The following is a 15,931-nucleotide window of genomic DNA, read 5'->3' on the forward strand; positions in this document are numbered from 1 at the left end:
ATTTGTCATCTCTACGACTCACAGTAATCGATCAGAAGTTGGGGTATGCAATCATATTGTTTGCAATGATGGCAGGCTTTGGGCAGCTGCCTGTTAGATAGTGTTGTACTTTTGCTGTTGGTTTCTGAATTTCCAGGCAGGCAATCGCCGAAGAAACCAAGCGGGGTCAAATTGAGAATTTGACAAGACTGATCATGTTATCGTCTTGCGGAGGCGCAACCTTCCGGTCATTGTTAGGTCCACTACAGGTAAGGTTGAAATAGGACGCTTGGCGCACCACCTTTACCTTCCAGACAGGAGACGGCCGGGGGTTGCCTAGATGAGGGACCAGTGCCGTCTTGCCAAAGATAAGGATTGAGCATGCAAGAGCCCCTGAATTCCTCATACCCAGTACTTCCGCTGCGCGACATTGTGGTTTTTCCTCATATGATCGTGCCTTTGTTCGTGGGTCGGGAAAGGTCTGTCCGCGCACTTGAGGAAGTGATGCAGGACGATAAGCAAATTCTGCTGTCTAGCCAGATTGATCCAGGTGATGACGATCCGGAAATCGACGGTATCTATCGCTCGGGCGTGCTGGCGAATGTGCTGCAGCTGCTGAAGCTTCCAGATGGAACCGTGAAAGTTCTGGTCGAGGGGCAAGCGCGCGTACAGATTACAGAATACCTTGATAACGAAGAGTTTTTTGAGGCTCGTGCAGAATATCTGACCGAGATTCCGGGTGATGTGACCACTACACAAGCGTTGCTTCGCACCGTCGCGGATGAGTTCGAACGCTATGCCAAAGTCCGCAAGAACATCCCCGAAGAGGCTTTGACCGCTGTTGGTGAAACCGCCGAGCCCGCCAAACTTGCCGACCTCGTGTCGGGGCATCTTGGTATCGAGGTCGAGCAAAAGCAGGAACTGCTGGAAACACTGTCGGTCAGCGAACGGCTTGAAAAGGTCTACGGCCTGATGCAGGGCGAGATGTCGGTTCTGCAGGTCGAGAAAAAGATCAAGACCCGCGTCAAAACCCAGATGGAGAAGACACAGCGCGAGTACTACCTGAATGAGCAGATGAAAGCCATTCAGAAGGAACTTGGCGATGGCGATGACGGCTCGAACGAAGTGGCCGAGCTGGAAGAGAAAATCGCCGAAACAAAGCTGTCGAAAGAGGCGCGTGAAAAGGCCGAAGGTGAGCTGAAGAAGCTGCGCAATATGAGCCCGATGTCGGCTGAAGCTACTGTCGTGCGCAATTACCTCGACTGGATTTTGGCTCTGCCTTGGGGCACCAAGTCCCGCGTTAAAAAAGATCTGGGCCGCGCGCAGGAAATTCTGGACGACGATCACTATGGGCTTGAGAAGGTCAAGGAACGGATCGTCGAATATCTGGCTGTTCAGCAGCGGTCGAAGAAGCTGAAGGGCCCGATTATGTGCCTTGTTGGCCCTCCGGGTGTGGGTAAAACCTCGCTTGGTAAGTCGGTTGCACGTGCGACGGGGCGCGAATTCATTCGCATCTCGCTGGGCGGTGTGCGTGACGAGTCCGAGATCCGTGGCCACCGTCGGACCTATATCGGTTCGATGCCTGGTAAGATCATCCAGGCGCTGAAAAAGGCGAAGACCACAAACCCGCTCATCCTGCTCGACGAGATCGACAAGATGGGTCAGGATTTCCGTGGCGATCCGGCCTCGGCCATGCTGGAAGTGTTGGACCCGGAACAGAACAGCACGTTCATGGATCACTACCTTGAGGTTGAATATGACCTATCCAACGTGATGTTCCTGACCACCTCCAACAGCTATAACATGCCCGGGCCTTTGCTCGACCGGATGGAGATCATACCTCTGGCGGGCTATACCGAAGATGAAAAGAGCGAGATCGCCAAGCAGCACCTGATCGGTAAGCAGATCAAGAACCACGGTCTGAAAGCCAAAGAGTTCGAACTATCCGATGAGGCGCTGCAATCGATTATCCGCACCTACACCCGAGAAGCTGGCGTGCGGAACCTTGAACGCGAAATCGCCAAGGTGGCGCGGAAGTCGCTGACCAAGATCATCAAGAAAGAGGCGGAGTCGGTCACGGTGACGCCGGACAATCTGGATGAATTCTTGGGCGTGCCCAAGTTCCGCTATGGTTTGGCTGAACAGCACGATCAGGTTGGGGTTGTAACCGGTCTGGCCTGGACCTCCGTTGGCGGCGATCTGCTGCATATCGAGGCGCTGAAACTGCCCGGTAAGGGGCGGATGAAGACCACGGGTAAGCTGGGCGATGTGATGAAGGAATCCATCGATGCAGCCTCATCTTATGTGCGGTCAATCTCACCTAAGATCGGGGTGAAGCCGCCCAAATTCGACAACCTGGACATCCACGTCCACGTACCGGACGGGGCAACGCCCAAGGATGGTCCTTCGGCCGGTTTGGCAATGGTGACCTCAATCGTATCGGTTCTGACGGGTATCCCGGTGCACAAGGATATTGCCATGACAGGAGAGGTTTCCCTGCGCGGCAATGCGATGCCCATCGGTGGTTTGAAGGAAAAGCTGCTGGCGGCTCTGCGCGGCGGGATCAAGACTGTTCTGATTCCGGAAGAGAATGAGAAAGACCTGGCCGAAATTCCTGACAACGTGAAGGAAGGGCTGAAAATCATCCCGGTCACGCATGTTTCGGAAGTTCTGAAACACGCTCTGGTTCGGGATCCTGAACCTGTCGAATGGGACGAAGCCGCAGAAGAGGCCGCCGCGGCTGCAGCCAAAACGGCTGAGAACACGTCCCCGTCCGCCAGGGCGCACTAAAGGTCAGAATATGGCAATTAGGGGCGGGGTTAGCACCTCGCCCTTTTTCTTTGGTCAGACCAAATAGTCAGCCAATTACTGGCTTTGCATATCGGATCGCAGAGTAGAGAAATGGTGGGTGATAAGAGATTTGAACTCCTGACATCTTCGATGTGAACGAAGCGCTCTACCACTGAGCTAATCACCCGTGAGCAGGGGTCTTATAAGGAGTTCAGCAAAGCCGCAAGAGGTCTTTGCGCCTTTTGGGCACCGGGGATTACCCCGCAAATGCCCAGTCGAGGTGCCCATAAACGGGCGGCCTTGTGGGGCCGCCCTTTCACTTTTTGATGTCAAAGAATGAAATCGTCCTGGGTCAGATCGTGCAAGCCAGAGATCTTGATAACCATCTCAGGATTTTTGTCGGCGTCAGTATCCACAAGAACAAGTGTGAAGTCGTTCTTGGTGCCTGCGTTGTTTTTCTTGACGTAATAGATTTCGCCTTCGTCCGACGTCTGGGCCGGTGTTGTACCGTTGAAGACAAATGAATCATCGCCGTCAATTACGGTGCTTGCGTCGATCGCACTTAGGTCGATCTTGTCTTCACCCTGAGTGAAATCGGTAATCCGGTCGGCATATTTTGCTTTGCGCGAACTTTCGGTTGTTGACGTGAACACAAACTCATCGGCCCCTTCGCCGCCGGTCATGGTGTCCCTTCCGGCACCACCGATCAAAGTATCGCTGCCTGCGCCACCATTCAGGGTATCTTTGCCAAGGCCCCCGTCCAGGCGGTCAGACCCTCCATTACCCTGCAGGATGTTTCGACCGTCCGTACCTGTAATGTCGTCATTTTGCTCGGACCCATCGACGTTTTCGACACCCGTAATGGTATCGGTTCCGTATCCGGTTGCCTGTGCATTGGTGTCAGACAAATCAACGGTTACGGCGCTTGTGCCGATATAACGCAACCAATCCAGGCCCTCTCCGCCGTTAATGATATCGTCGCCGTCGCTGTCCTCGGCTACAAAGTTGTCCGTGCCCTTGTGGCCGTACAGTTCGTCGTTTCCAAGACCTCCGGTCAGGGTGTCATTGCCGCCACCCCCAAGAACAATGTCATTACCCTCGCCAGCAGAAATAACATCGCTACCGCCGACACCCAACAATAGGTTATCAGCTTCATTCCCGACGATGAGATCGCCCTTTTTGCCGCCCACAGCATTCTCAATGACGACTCCATTTGCGATCGTAAATCCGCCGGTTATGCCTTTGGCATGGGAAGGAGTGCCACCTGCATCGCTGCCATCAAGATCCGCGTCATTGAGGTTGATCGTGACGCTGCGCTTAACACCATTTGCTGAAATCGTATCGACCCCATCGGTGTCCCAGATGGATGTCCAGAAGGTCCCGGCGCCATTTTTGCCTTTGATTTTATAGACGTTATCGTCGGTATTGTGATCCGTCGTTCCGTAGATGGCCTGCAACGCGGCGATATCCAGGGCCATAGGCGAGGCCGTGCCGCCAGCCTTATATGTCTTCAGAGGAACAACTTCGGGATAGCCCGAGTTGTAGGACATGATGGTGTAAACACCCTGGTTCTGCCCATCTGTCCCGTAGTCGTCGAAGGGCTGCGTAACCCCCGGAAAAATAGTCGAACTGCCGCCTTCATCATGTGGGTGGGCTAGACCAAGGCCGTGAAGAATCTCGTGAATGATTGTCGCGAAGCCTTCACCGCCTTTGCGTAGCGCCTCTTTGCTAAACAGAGGCGTATCATAGGCAAAGATGCCGAACAGGGCGTCGATGCCAGAATCCTGCAGCAGGGGGTCGTCACCCGGAACTTGATGGACACCAAGAGATCCGGGTCCGCCAAGATCGTTTTGGGTCAGCAAAGCGTAGGTGATGTTAACGTCATTAATCTCGCCTGCTGGTGTCAGAAAGCCGACTTCGTTGAACTCGATCGGAATGATCGTTTCGATAATTGCAAATGCTTTGCGGATTGCTTCCTTCATGTAGGAGGCAAAGCCACGGCGACCTAACGATCCATCATCGAAGGAGTATGTGATTGTGCCCGGAGCACTGACGCCTCCGGCGCTGGTGTCCCAAGACGTGCCCCAAATCAGGCTGTCTACATAAACATGGCCGGTAACATTTGCACCCGGAGAAGTTGTGCTGGCAACTGACATCTTAAATTTCTTCCTTGTCTAACACGCCATTTGTTCCCGGTTTTTCCGGAATACAAAATTGGCGCCGTATATATTGACCGGTTCTAGAATCGGTAATTCTTCCTTTGGCATCAGAAATTTCCAACGTTTTGGCCCGAGGATCAACCGAGCGTATGAAGTCTCTTTTGGCAGAGGTGTTTGTAATCGTCTTGCAGACCATTTGTGGTTGAATTGAGGCAGAACGCGGCAAGCTTTGAGTAACTCTCTGCCAGTAAGTTGATATGACTGTTCACTTTGGGTTTATGTCACAATAAGCTTGGGGATGAGCTTGGAGGCTGTCCTGAGATCTGGATTTAGCGGGACCCATGCCAGGTGATGTGCTGCTCAAGGTTTCAGAATATTTTTGTCTGGCCAAAGGCAGTGGGTCGTGAATTATCGGCTGGTTTCTGTTTGGCCATTCGTCGTGTGACGAGAAAACATCTCTAACAAAAATTACGTTCTGAGAAAAAACTTCAATTCGCCGCTTGACGATGTCCGGGCGTGGCCATAATACACCCCAACGTTCAGCAACGAACGGGCAGCGGGCGGTTGTAGCTCAGTTGGTTAGAGTACCGGCCTGTCACGCCGGGGGTCGCGGGTTCGAGCCCCGTCAACCGCGCCATCGCTGCCATCCTTGGTCCAGGGTAAAGGCCACGAAATAGATGCGCGGTTGTAGCTCAGCTGGTTAGAGTACCGGCCTGTCACGCCGGGGGTCGCGGGTTCGAGCCCCGTCAACCGCGCCATTTTCCACTAGTTTTCAGAAATCATACCGTTTACCGGGTGACTCTATTGGTTTTGTTGTCAGTAGGTGGCGGCAACATCTCTCTCGTTCACATTTTGTTCTAACTTTTCTGTTGGAGACTCAGTGTGGCTCGCTTATCTCTAGGACACTTATGTGTTGGGGGCCAAACATGGCTGAGCTGAAGAATATCGAGGTGCGCGGCGCGCGCGAACATAACCTCAAAGGCATTGACGTGGATATTCCGCGTGACCAGCTTGTGGTCATCACTGGTCTGTCAGGCTCGGGCAAGTCGTCGCTTGCCTTTGACACGATCTATGCGGAAGGGCAGCGCCGGTATGTCGAAAGCCTGTCGGCCTATGCCCGGCAATTTCTGGATATGATGGAAAAGCCAGATGTGGACCATATCAGTGGTCTATCTCCGGCTATTTCCATCGAACAGAAGACGACCTCAAAGAACCCACGGTCTACCGTGGGAACCGTGACCGAGATTTACGACTATCTGCGTCTGCTGTTTGCCCGCGCTGGTACACCGTTCAGCCCTGCCACGGGCAAGCCGATCGAAGCCCAGCAGGTGCAGGATATGGTCGACCGGATCATGACGATGGAGGAGGGCACGCGCGGGTATCTGCTTGCCCCGATCGTGCGAGACCGGAAGGGCGAGTACAAAAAAGAGTTCCTGGAACTGCGCAAACAGGGCTTTCAGCGCGTCAAGGTTGATGGCGCGTTTCACGAGCTGGACGAGCCGCCGACACTGGACAAGAAATTCCGCCATGACATCGACGTTGTGGTCGACCGGTTGGTCGTGCGCGAGGGTATGGAAACGCGGCTGGCGGACAGCCTGCGCACAGCGCTTGATTTGGCCGATGGCATTGCGATTTTGGAAACCGCACCGCCTGAAGGCGACCCGGAGCGGATCACCTTCAGTGAAAATTTCGCCTGTCCTGTCAGTGGCTTCACCATCCCCGAGATCGAACCGCGCCTATTTTCCTTTAATGCGCCCTTCGGGGCCTGTCAGGCCTGTGACGGGCTGGGGGTCGAGCTGTTCTTTGACGAACGCCTCGTAGTGCCGGATCAGACGCTGAAACTGTATGACGGCGCCTTGGCGCCCTGGCGCAAGGGCAAGTCGCCCTATTTCCTGCAGACTATCGAAGCCATCGCGCGACATTATGAGTTCGACAAGAATACGCCGTGGAAAGATCTGCCCGCCAAGGTGCAGCAGGTGTTTCTGCGCGGATCGGGCGAGGAAGAAATCCAGTTCCGCTATGACGAGGGTGGCCGGGTATATCAGGTAACCCGCAGTTTCGAAGGCGTTATCCCGAATATGGAGCGCCGCTATCGCGAGACTGACAGCGCCTGGATACGCGAAGAATTCGAACGCTACCAAAACAACCGGTCCTGCGGCAGTTGCGAAGGCTATCGACTGCGGGCCGAGGCGCTGGCCGTCAAGATCGCCGGATTGCATGTCGGGCAGGTTGTGCAGATGTCGATCCGCGAGGCGCTGGCGTGGGTTGAGGATGCACCAAACCATCTGAGTGCTCAGAAAAATGAAATCGCGCGGGTGATACTCAAGGAGATTCGTGAGCGGCTTGGGTTCCTAAATAACGTTGGTTTGGAATACCTTACGTTGTCACGTTCAAGTGGAACGCTTTCGGGCGGGGAAAGTCAGCGTATCCGTCTGGCCAGCCAGATCGGTTCGGGTCTGACCGGGGTTTTGTATGTACTGGACGAACCTTCGATCGGGTTGCATCAGCGCGACAATGACCGCTTGCTGGGTACTCTCAAAAACCTGAGGGATCAGGGGAACACGGTCATCGTCGTAGAACATGACGAGGAAGCCATCCGCGAAGCCGACTATGTCTTTGACATCGGACCGGGCGCAGGCGTGCATGGCGGACAGGTCGTCAGCCAGGGTACCCCGTCCGAGATCGCGACCGATGCAGCCTCGATCACCGGCCAATACCTGTCAGGCACACGCGAAATCCCGGTGCCGTCCGAGCGGCGGAAGGGGAACAAAAAGAAAGTGACTGTGGTTAAGGCCACCGGGAACAATCTGAAGAAAGTGACCGCTGATTTTCCTCTGGGCAAGTTCGTCTGTGTGACCGGCGTATCCGGCGGTGGCAAATCGACCCTGACGATTGAAACCCTATTCAAGACAGCCTCCATGCGGCTGAACGGCGCGCGGCAGACACCCGCGCCGTGCGAGACGATCAAGGGGCTCGAGCATCTGGATAAGGTGATCGACATCGACCAGCGGCCCATCGGGCGTACACCACGCTCGAACCCGGCCACGTATACGGGGGCGTTCACGCCGATCCGTGACTGGTTCGCCGGTCTGCCCGAGTCCAAGGCGCGCGGGTACAAGCCTGGCCGGTTCAGCTTTAACGTCAAAGGCGGTCGGTGCGAGGCTTGTCAGGGCGACGGCGTCATCAAGATCGAAATGCACTTTCTGCCCGATGTCTATGTAACCTGCGAAACCTGCAAAGGCGCGCGGTACAATCGGGAAACCCTTGAGATCAAATTCAAAGGCAAGTCCATCGCGGATGTCCTTGATATGACAGTGGAAGATGCACAAGAGTTCTTCAAAGCCGTGCCGTCGATCCGCGATAAGATGGACGCGCTGGCGCGGGTCGGTCTGGGGTATATCAAGGTCGGGCAACAGGCGACGACCCTGTCGGGCGGTGAAGCGCAGCGGGTGAAGCTGTCAAAAGAACTCTCCAAACGCTCAACTGGTCGGACGCTTTACATTCTGGATGAGCCGACGACCGGTCTTCATTTCGAAGACGTCCGCAAGCTGTTGGAAGTGCTGCATGAATTGGTTGATCAGGGTAACACGGTTGTTGTGATCGAACACAATCTGGATGTTGTCAAAACGGCCGACCACATCATTGATATCGGACCCGAAGGCGGTGATGGTGGTGGTGAAATTGTCGCCACGGGAACGCCCGAAGATGTTGTTGTTGTGGAACGCAGCCATACGGGCAGGTATTTGAAACAGTTGCTGAACCCCGAGCGGGTCGCGGCGGAATAACCTCCGTCGCGGCAACTTCAGTATCTGGCGTATCGCAGCGTCTGCCAGTGGCGCAGTATTGGCGGAAAGAACAGGAACACGAAGCCGAAGCTGACATAGGCAAAAATCATCATCGGGATCCATAGCAGAACGCCAACCAGCCCAGTAAACCCGGAAACACGCGCGGCTGAGTTCGCCGAAATGATGCGCGTGAGCAAAGCAAAGAGCAACTGCCCCCGATCCAGCGGCGTCAGGGGCAGCATGTTAAACAGCGCCAGCCACAGGTTTAGCTCTGCCGTCACCACCAGAACCCAGCCAATTTCGGGCGAGTTGGAAACGGTTCCAGCAATGAACACACGGTCCACAGGGTCAGGTTCACAATCGGCCCCATGGCCACAATCAATTCGTCTTCATATGCCGAGGTTGACCGGCGATGTTCGCAGAATCCGCCGCCCCCATAAAGGACGACTCGATTGACGGGCACGCCCTGCACAAGACAGCCCCATAGGTGGCCCAACTCGTGCAGGAGAATCGAAATCAATTAAATCGCCACGAAGGCGAGCGCATAGGGCAGGTTGACCGGATCGGCGTTAAATCCGACAACGATCAAAACCAGAAAAATAAGGCTTTGGCTGAAATGTATCGGTACGTTCCATGGGCCGCGGAGCTCAAATAGCACCTTTTCAGTATTCATAATAAAACCTCGAAATAGTGAGGTTTATGATGATGTTAGATTGCGTCAAAATTTTGAAAACAGGCTGAAAAATGCCCGAGCCTGCTTACTTTCTCAAATCGACAGAGGTTGCTTTTCGACCGCTTGAATTCAGGCCGCGATTGTCAGTTCAGGATGTCTGCAACCGCGCCGATCAGGTTCAGAACTTTGCGTGTATCCGGGTCGACACGATACACGTAGTCGCCTGCGCGGACATAGCTTCCCCTATTCAGGCCATACCGAAACGGATCATCAATCCAGCGATAGTCGCCATTGATAAACTCGCCATTTCTATACAGCTTTTTGGCCTGTCCCGGAGGGACACAGGGTACGTTTTTCTTGGCCAGGCCCGGCGGGCAGTGGCCGGCGTTTCCAGTTGCAACAATACCGCCCTGAGGCGCAATGCGGATGACCTTATTGCTATTCTTGTTCTTGCCGTTTCCCTTCCCGTTACCGGCCATGGCCGCCACCGGGGTCACGACCAGAGCAAGAACAGTAAGCGCTTTGACCAAATTATGCGTCATCGTAGCCCCAAGAATCGATGCTGAACCTCTCCATTAGATGGACATCGGCAGGAAAGGGGTCAACCCTATGGGCAGGAAGCCGCCCAAGGGCATCCTAGTTCCGACCGCGCTTTTCAAATCGCGGAAGCATGGCCGAGAAGTCCAGCCCGAGCCCATCTTCGCTTTCGACGAATTGCTGATACAGCTCGGTCGCCATCATCCCCATTGGGGTGTCGGCATCCGAGCTTTCCGCCGCCTGCTGACTGAGACGCAGGTCTTTCAACATCAGTTCGGCGGCAAAGCCGGGTTGATAACCATTGTCGGCCGGGCTTTGCGGGCCGATGCCTGGGGCAGGGCAGTATGCGTTCATCGTCCAGCTATAGCCCGAGGAGGTGCTGACAACGTCGAACATTTTCTGCCGGTCCAGCCCCAATTTGTCGGCCAGCGCGAAGGCCTCGCAGGTTGCAATCATGGTGACGCCCAAAATCATGTTGTTGCAGATCTTGGCCGCCTGACCCGCGCCCGCATCTCCGCAATGCACTGCCTTTTGCCCCATGATGTCGAACAAGGGCCGGGCTTTTTCGAATGCCTCGGCGCTTCCACCTGCCATGAATGTCAGCGTCCCAGCCGAGGCGCCTCCGATACCGCCCGATACGGGCGCGTCGACGGCCAAAACTCCCGCAGCCAAAGCCATATCGGCAACAGCTCGAGCGCTGTCGACATCCACTGTCGAACAATCGACCCAGACGGCCCCTTCATTCATCGCTGGAATGATCTCATTTGCGACGGATCGAAGTATCTGGCCATTCGGAAGCATGGTGATGACGATGTCTGTGTCTTTTGCAGCGTCGGCCCCTGACCCAGTCAAAGTAACACCGGAAACCGACACCTCGGCCATATCAAACCCAGCGACTTCATGCCCGGCATTGGCAAGATTGACTGCCATTGGATTGCCCATGTTTCCAAGGCCGATAAACCCGATTTTCATTCTTTAATCCTCCTCGAATGTCAGGGCGACGCTGCCCAGGGGCCGCAGCATTGCGGAAATATCCACGGCGGGAACAGGTTTGCCATGGTGACGCCAATTAGGAGAGCGATCCTTGTCTATGATCTGCGCGCGGATACCTTCCAGAAAGTCTCCGTGTTCCATGGCGCGCGCCGTAAAGCGGTATTCCATCTCCAGGGCTTTTCGGATCGACAGATCCAGCGCCTTAAGCCGATGGATCATTTCAATGGTACAAGCCACGGATAGTGGAGAGTTGCGGCCCATCAACTTTTGCGCCGCGTCAGAGAACGGGGTCTCGGAAAAGCGCAACGCGTTGAGGATGTCGTTCAACCCCTCGCCATTGAAAAGCACGTCGATTTCCGCCTGGACCTTTTCAAGTTTACCTGTGAGTGGCGTCTGGGAATGCTCGACCAACAGGTCTGTGCTCCCGGAAGCTTCGAGCAGTTCGATCAAGCCGGGCCATTCTTCAATGGGGATAAAATGGTCGGCAAAGCCCGCATAAATGGCGTCCGCAGGGCCCATTCGGTGACCTGTTGTGCCCAAGTATTCTCCCAGTCGACCCGGAGCCAGCGCGAGCATCAGAGAGCCACCAACATCCGGCACCAAACCGATAGAGCACTCGGGCAGGGCAATCTGAGATGTTTCACCGACTATGCGGTGGCTTCCATGGCACCCAATTCCGACGCCACCACCCATAGTAAACCCTTGTAGGAAACTGACCACGGGCTTGGGGTATTCGAAAATCAGTGCATTCAGCCTGTATTCATCGCGCCAGAAAGTCTGCCCATAGGCAAAGTCGCCTTTGCACCCGGTATCATAAAGCTCTGCGATATCTCCCCCGGCGCAAAATGCTTTATCGCCAACGGCGTCCAGTATGATCAGGTCAACTGACTCGTCCTCGCGCCAGTTGCGCATGGCCGTATCTATCGCCATGCACATGTCATAACTCAGCGCGTTCAAAGCTTTGGGGCGTGTCAGAGTGATGCGTCCAGCGCGGCCGGTAGTGTGAATTTCAATATCTGACATCGGGGTCTCAGCGTTGGGCAAGCATCTGACGAGAAACAATGACGCGCATGATCTCGTTTGTGCCTTCCAGAATTTGATGAACGCGCAAGTCGCGGACAAGCTTTTCGATACCGTAATCGGCGAGATACCCATAACCGCCGTGCAGTTGCAGGCATTGGTCGACCACTTTTGATCCGGTTTCAGTCACGAATTTCTTGGCCATTGCACAGAACTTGGTGGCGTCCGGTGCGCCCGTGTCCAGTTTCCAGGCCGCCTGACGCAAGAACGTCCGGGCCGCCTGCAATTCTATTTCCATATCCGCAAGCCTGAACTGCAGCGCTTGAAACTGATCAATCGACTTCCCGAATGCCTGACGCTCGGACATATACTGAAGCGTCATGTTCAGACCTGCTTGTGCCGCCCCCAAAGAACATGAGGCAATATTCAAGCGACCGCCATCCAGGCCCATCATCGCATATTTGAATCCGTCACCTTCTGTACCCACCAGATTGCCCGCCGGAACTTTGCAGTCGTCAAACTGAACCTGCGCCGTTGGTTGGCTTTTCCAGCCCATCTTTTGTTCAAGCGCGCCAAAGCTAAGACCTGGAGTGCCATCTTCGACATACAGGGTTGAAATCCCTTTGGGACCATCCTGTCCGGTGCGCACCATACAGACATAAGCATCTGAGTATCCGCCGCCCGAGATGAAGGCCTTGGTTCCGTTCAGCGTATAACCTTCGTTCGTGCGTTCGGCGCGGGTTTTCAGCGCGGCTGCGTCCGAGCCTGATCCGGGTTCGGTCAGGCAGTAGCTGAGGACTGTGTTCAGGCTAAGAATATCCGGCATGATCCGCGATTTCAGCTCATCCGCGGCAAATGTGTCTAACATCTTGGCGCACATGTTGTGGATCGTCAGGAAGGCCGCGACTGAAGGGCAAGCCATCGAAAGGGCCTCGAACACCATCGTCGCATCCAGCCTGCTAAGACCGGAACCGCCACTATCTTCGGACACATAGAGACCGCCAAAGCCAAGCTCTCCTACACGGGGCCAAAGGTCTTTGGGAATAGTGCCATCTGCCTCCCATTGCCGGGCGAAGGGTGCGATATGCTCCTGCCCGAACTCATAGGCCATATCGAAGATAGCAGTTTGCTCTTCGGTTGGTGCAAAATCCATTGGTTTCCTCCCACGTCGCCGGATGAATTGAACGAGTGTTTATTTCCTGATTCTTACAGAAATTTTGCACGCCCAGCAATTCCTGACAGGGATATTGCGAAAACGATTAGATCATACTTTGAGGCAGGTCATAAATCCTGATGGAATTCTTCGATCAGATGCTGAACCACAGCCCTGCCTGCATCCGCACCTTTGGCCGTCGCTTCGGCGTGAACACGTCGTTGCCGCGTGGCAGATGTGCCGTTTTGTGCGATTTGCTGTAGCCGGGCAAGTTCAGTCATGGTGCCCAGTGCTTCGGCATCTTCGGCCAGCATACCCATCAGTTCACCCATAAGTTCCGGCATGGGCTTGATGGATCGATCCCCGAAATCAATCATGCCTTCGCCGACACCGTAACGCTGCGCCCGCCACCGGTTTTCACCAATCAGGAACCTGTCATATTGCCGCCAACGCAAGTTGCGGTCTTTCAGACGGCACAACATTCGGACCAGCGCCTGTACCATTGCAGCCAGTGACAAAGTGTGCTCCAACCTCGGCTGCACGTCCATTATGCGTGTTTCGAGCGTTGGAAAGCGATGAGACGGTCGCAAATCCCACCAGATTTTCGAGGTATCCTCGATCACGCCAAGTTCGACCAGAATGCCTGTCGTACGTTCATATTCCGACCAACTTGCCAGAACTGGTGGTAATCCGGTGCGGGGCAGGTTGTCGAATACGGTCAGGCGATAGGAAGACAGGCCGGTATCCTCTCCGTTCCAATAGGGCGAGGATGTGGAGAGCGCCAACAGATGCGGCAGGAAATAGGAAAGCTGCGGCATCAGGTCGGCCCGCAATGACGGTTCTTCAACACCGACATGCACGTGCATCCCGCAGATCAGCATCCGTCGCGCGACACCGCCCAGGGCATGCTGCAAGGCGTCATAGCGCTCTCGGCGCGTGTGGTGCTGTTTCTTCCAGTCCGCAAAGGGGTGGCAGGACACAGCAATCGGGGCCAGATTGTATTCGGCGGACCGATCCGCCACACCCGCCCTCAGGCGTTTCAAATCTTCTCGGGCCGTGCGGATCGTTGCATGGGGGCGGGTGCCAACCTCGATCTGGCACTGCAGAAACTCGGGGCTGACCTGGCCCTGAAAATCAGCCTGGCAGGCTTCCATCAGTGCAGCGGGTGCTTGGGCAAGTTCAAGGCTGTCGCGGTCGACCAGAAGATACTCTTCCTCAATGCCCAGCGTGTATTCCTGCTGCATGGCGGCCCTCTTTCTAGCTTTATGCGAAACAGTGAATACGGAAATACGCTTTTTGCCAAGTGTTTACCGGCAGAGTCCTTGCGGTCATCGGGCTAGCAACGGTAAGGAACGGGTCAAAGTTCAGAAGAACCCCGGAGCCATTGTGTGAAACCCAGGAAATTCCCCCGGCTGAATGCCGTTCTCGACCGATTTGGTGTCAGGCTGATTGACAAAGTCACGGAACGGGACGAGCGTGCCCGGCTGGAGGCGTTCGAAAGGGCAGGCGGGCTGACCCGTTCGGCTTATTCGTTGTCACCGGGAATGGCCGATTTCGACATCTCGCAGCTGGTAGCCGAATATGGTGAACATGCCGCCGCTTTGGCTGCATTGAAAGATCCGTCCCGCAATCAAACCGGGTATAGGATCGGCAACGGGTATTATGACAGCCCAGATGCGGATGCGTTGTATCTTATGGTCCGACGTTTCAAACCCAAGCGGGTGATTGAGGTTGGCTGCGGTAATTCAACGCGCGTGACACGGCAGGCTGTATTGGATGGCGGGCTGCAGACGCAAATCACCGCGATTGATCCTTATCCGCGCGCGGACATCGCGCATGTTGTCGATCAATTCGAACAGAAACGGTTGGAAGAGGTCGATCCAGCCCTCTTCGAACAGCTTGAAGCGGGTGACATCCTGTTCATCGATTCCAGCCATGTTGTCCGGATGAGCAATGATGTCGCGCATCTGTTCTGTCGCATCATACCGGCCTTAAAACCAGGCGTTGTGATCCATGTGCACGATGTTTTTCTACCCTACGAATACCCCAAGCGGTTCTTCTATGACTGCCCGGGATGGGGCGAGCAATATATGTTGCATGCATTGTTGCAATCTAGTGCATATTCAATGCTTTGGCCTGGATACTTCTTGCAGCAGGATCGCCAGGATGCGGTCGAGGCGCTGCCGTTTTTGAAAGATGGGCGCGCGCAAAGTATTTGGGTTCAGGTCAAATAAATCTGACACCAAATTGATCCGGTGCAGCGAAACGCCCGTACCCCTTTCCATAACAACCTGGATAGGAGATCTCAAATATGTTTCGCCGTACTTTCCTGAGCGCCGCCGCCGCAATCGCACTTACCTTGCCGGTACAAGCGAAGGCCGCCGATATCGTGGATACCGCCGTATCTGCTGGATCATTCACCACACTGGTTGCAGCGGTTCAAGCGGCGGGTCTGGTCGATACGCTGAAAGGGGACGGTCCGTTCACCGTTTTTGCCCCCACGGATGAGGCCTTTGCCGCACTGCCCGAAGGGACGGTGGAAACGCTGCTACTGCCCGAGAACAAAGACCAACTGGTCGCAATCCTGACTTACCATGTGGTTCCGGCCAAAGTCATGTCTGGGGACATCGCTGGCAAGCGCACCAAAGTTCTGACCGTGCAGGGTGATCGCCTGAGTGTGAATGGTAAAAACGGCGTCAAAGTGAATGGCGCCAAGGTTGTGCAGGCCGATATCGAGGCCAGCAATGGCGTGATCCACGTCGTCGATACGGTGATCTTGCCGGAATAATTGGCAACCACCGTGATCAAGCAAAAACCCCGGCCGTTATGGCCGGGGCATTCT

The 15,931-nt window shown here is 55.0% G+C and carries 13 protein-coding genes and 3 tRNA genes; 6 read left to right on the top strand and 10 right to left on the bottom strand.

Translation table 11 applies throughout. The features are described from left to right. Window positions 1-360: 360 nt before the first annotated feature. Window positions 361-2,769 (top strand): endopeptidase La, encoded by a 2,409-nt coding sequence (lon, locus tag AC2FFB_RS01710; RefSeq protein ID WP_142634051.1) that lies wholly within the window; start codon window positions 361-363, stop codon window positions 2,767-2,769. A gap of 112 nt (window positions 2,770-2,881) precedes the next feature. Here the strand turns inward: lon and AC2FFB_RS01715 are convergent. Beyond that, window positions 2,882-2,956 (bottom strand) — tRNA-Val (locus tag AC2FFB_RS01715). Window positions 2,957-3,098: 142 nt separating this feature from the next. Continuing rightward, window positions 3,099-4,925, bottom strand: coding sequence for a M10 family metallopeptidase C-terminal domain-containing protein (locus AC2FFB_RS01720; RefSeq protein ID WP_496874422.1), 1,827 nt, complete (start codon window positions 4,923-4,925; stop codon window positions 3,099-3,101). Between the two features lie 563 nt (window positions 4,926-5,488). On the opposite strand from AC2FFB_RS01720, the gene AC2FFB_RS01725 reads away from it, so the two are divergent. From AC2FFB_RS01725 to uvrA, 3 genes are all read left to right on the top strand, one after another. Continuing rightward, window positions 5,489-5,565 (top strand) — tRNA-Asp (locus tag AC2FFB_RS01725). Between the two features lie 44 nt (window positions 5,566-5,609). Then, window positions 5,610-5,686: transfer RNA gene (locus AC2FFB_RS01730), tRNA-Asp, on the top strand. A gap of 168 nt (window positions 5,687-5,854) precedes the next feature. Beyond that, complete coding sequence (gene uvrA, locus AC2FFB_RS01735; RefSeq protein ID WP_496693218.1) at window positions 5,855-8,713, top strand: excinuclease ABC subunit UvrA; 2,859 nt, start codon at window positions 5,855-5,857, stop codon at window positions 8,711-8,713. Between the two features lie 17 nt (window positions 8,714-8,730). Here the strand turns inward: uvrA and AC2FFB_RS01740 are convergent, their stop codons facing one another. The 8 genes from AC2FFB_RS01740 to AC2FFB_RS01775 all read right to left on the bottom strand — a co-directional run bounded on the left by AC2FFB_RS01740 (window position 8,731) and on the right by AC2FFB_RS01775 (window position 14,333). Then, the gene (locus tag AC2FFB_RS01740; protein WP_496874423.1) at window positions 8,731-9,057 is read right to left on the bottom strand and encodes a site-2 protease family protein; all 327 of its coding nucleotides are present in this window, start codon (window positions 9,055-9,057) and stop codon (window positions 8,731-8,733) included. Further along, on the bottom strand, window positions 8,991-9,185 hold the full coding sequence (locus tag AC2FFB_RS01745; RefSeq protein WP_496688217.1) for a hypothetical protein: 195 nt from the start codon (window positions 9,183-9,185) through the stop codon (window positions 8,991-8,993). Before AC2FFB_RS01745 ends, AC2FFB_RS01740 begins: the two co-directional genes overlap by 67 nt. A 48-nt stretch (window positions 9,186-9,233) precedes the next feature. Next, window positions 9,234-9,386, bottom strand: a complete 153-nt coding sequence (locus tag AC2FFB_RS01750; protein WP_496687921.1) for a hypothetical protein — start codon at window positions 9,384-9,386, stop codon at window positions 9,234-9,236. Window positions 9,387-9,529: 143 nt separating this feature from the next. Then, window positions 9,530-9,928, bottom strand: a complete 399-nt coding sequence (locus tag AC2FFB_RS01755; protein ID WP_281994673.1) for a hypothetical protein — start codon at window positions 9,926-9,928, stop codon at window positions 9,530-9,532. A 94-nt stretch (window positions 9,929-10,022) separates the two neighbouring features. Continuing rightward, window positions 10,023-10,895: a 3-hydroxyisobutyrate dehydrogenase gene (gene mmsB / locus AC2FFB_RS01760; RefSeq protein ID WP_281972160.1), complete on the bottom strand. Its 873-nt coding sequence runs from the start codon at window positions 10,893-10,895 to the stop codon at window positions 10,023-10,025. A 3-nt stretch (window positions 10,896-10,898) separates the two neighbouring features. Next, window positions 10,899-11,939, bottom strand: coding sequence for an enoyl-CoA hydratase/isomerase family protein (locus AC2FFB_RS01765; RefSeq protein ID WP_496687927.1), 1,041 nt, complete (start codon window positions 11,937-11,939; stop codon window positions 10,899-10,901). Between the two features lie 7 nt (window positions 11,940-11,946). After that, the gene (locus tag AC2FFB_RS01770; RefSeq protein WP_496687930.1) at window positions 11,947-13,089 is read right to left on the bottom strand and encodes an acyl-CoA dehydrogenase family protein; all 1,143 of its coding nucleotides are present in this window, start codon (window positions 13,087-13,089) and stop codon (window positions 11,947-11,949) included. Window positions 13,090-13,217: 128 nt separating this feature from the next. Next, window positions 13,218-14,333 (bottom strand): carboxylate-amine ligase, encoded by a 1,116-nt coding sequence (locus tag AC2FFB_RS01775; RefSeq protein ID WP_142634035.1) that lies wholly within the window; start codon window positions 14,331-14,333, stop codon window positions 13,218-13,220. Window positions 14,334-14,477: 144 nt separating this feature from the next. Here AC2FFB_RS01775 and AC2FFB_RS01780 point away from each other — a divergent pair, with 144 nt between their 5' ends. Both AC2FFB_RS01780 and AC2FFB_RS01785 read left to right on the top strand, forming a co-directional pair. Continuing rightward, window positions 14,478-15,323, top strand: a complete 846-nt coding sequence (locus AC2FFB_RS01780) for a class I SAM-dependent methyltransferase (protein WP_271946902.1) — start codon at window positions 14,478-14,480, stop codon at window positions 15,321-15,323. Window positions 15,324-15,400: 77 nt separating this feature from the next. Continuing rightward, window positions 15,401-15,877, top strand: coding sequence for a fasciclin domain-containing protein (locus AC2FFB_RS01785; protein ID WP_496874424.1), 477 nt, complete (start codon window positions 15,401-15,403; stop codon window positions 15,875-15,877). Window positions 15,878-15,931 lie beyond the last annotated feature (54 nt).

Source organism: Ruegeria sp. YTSA219 (assembly GCF_059609985.1).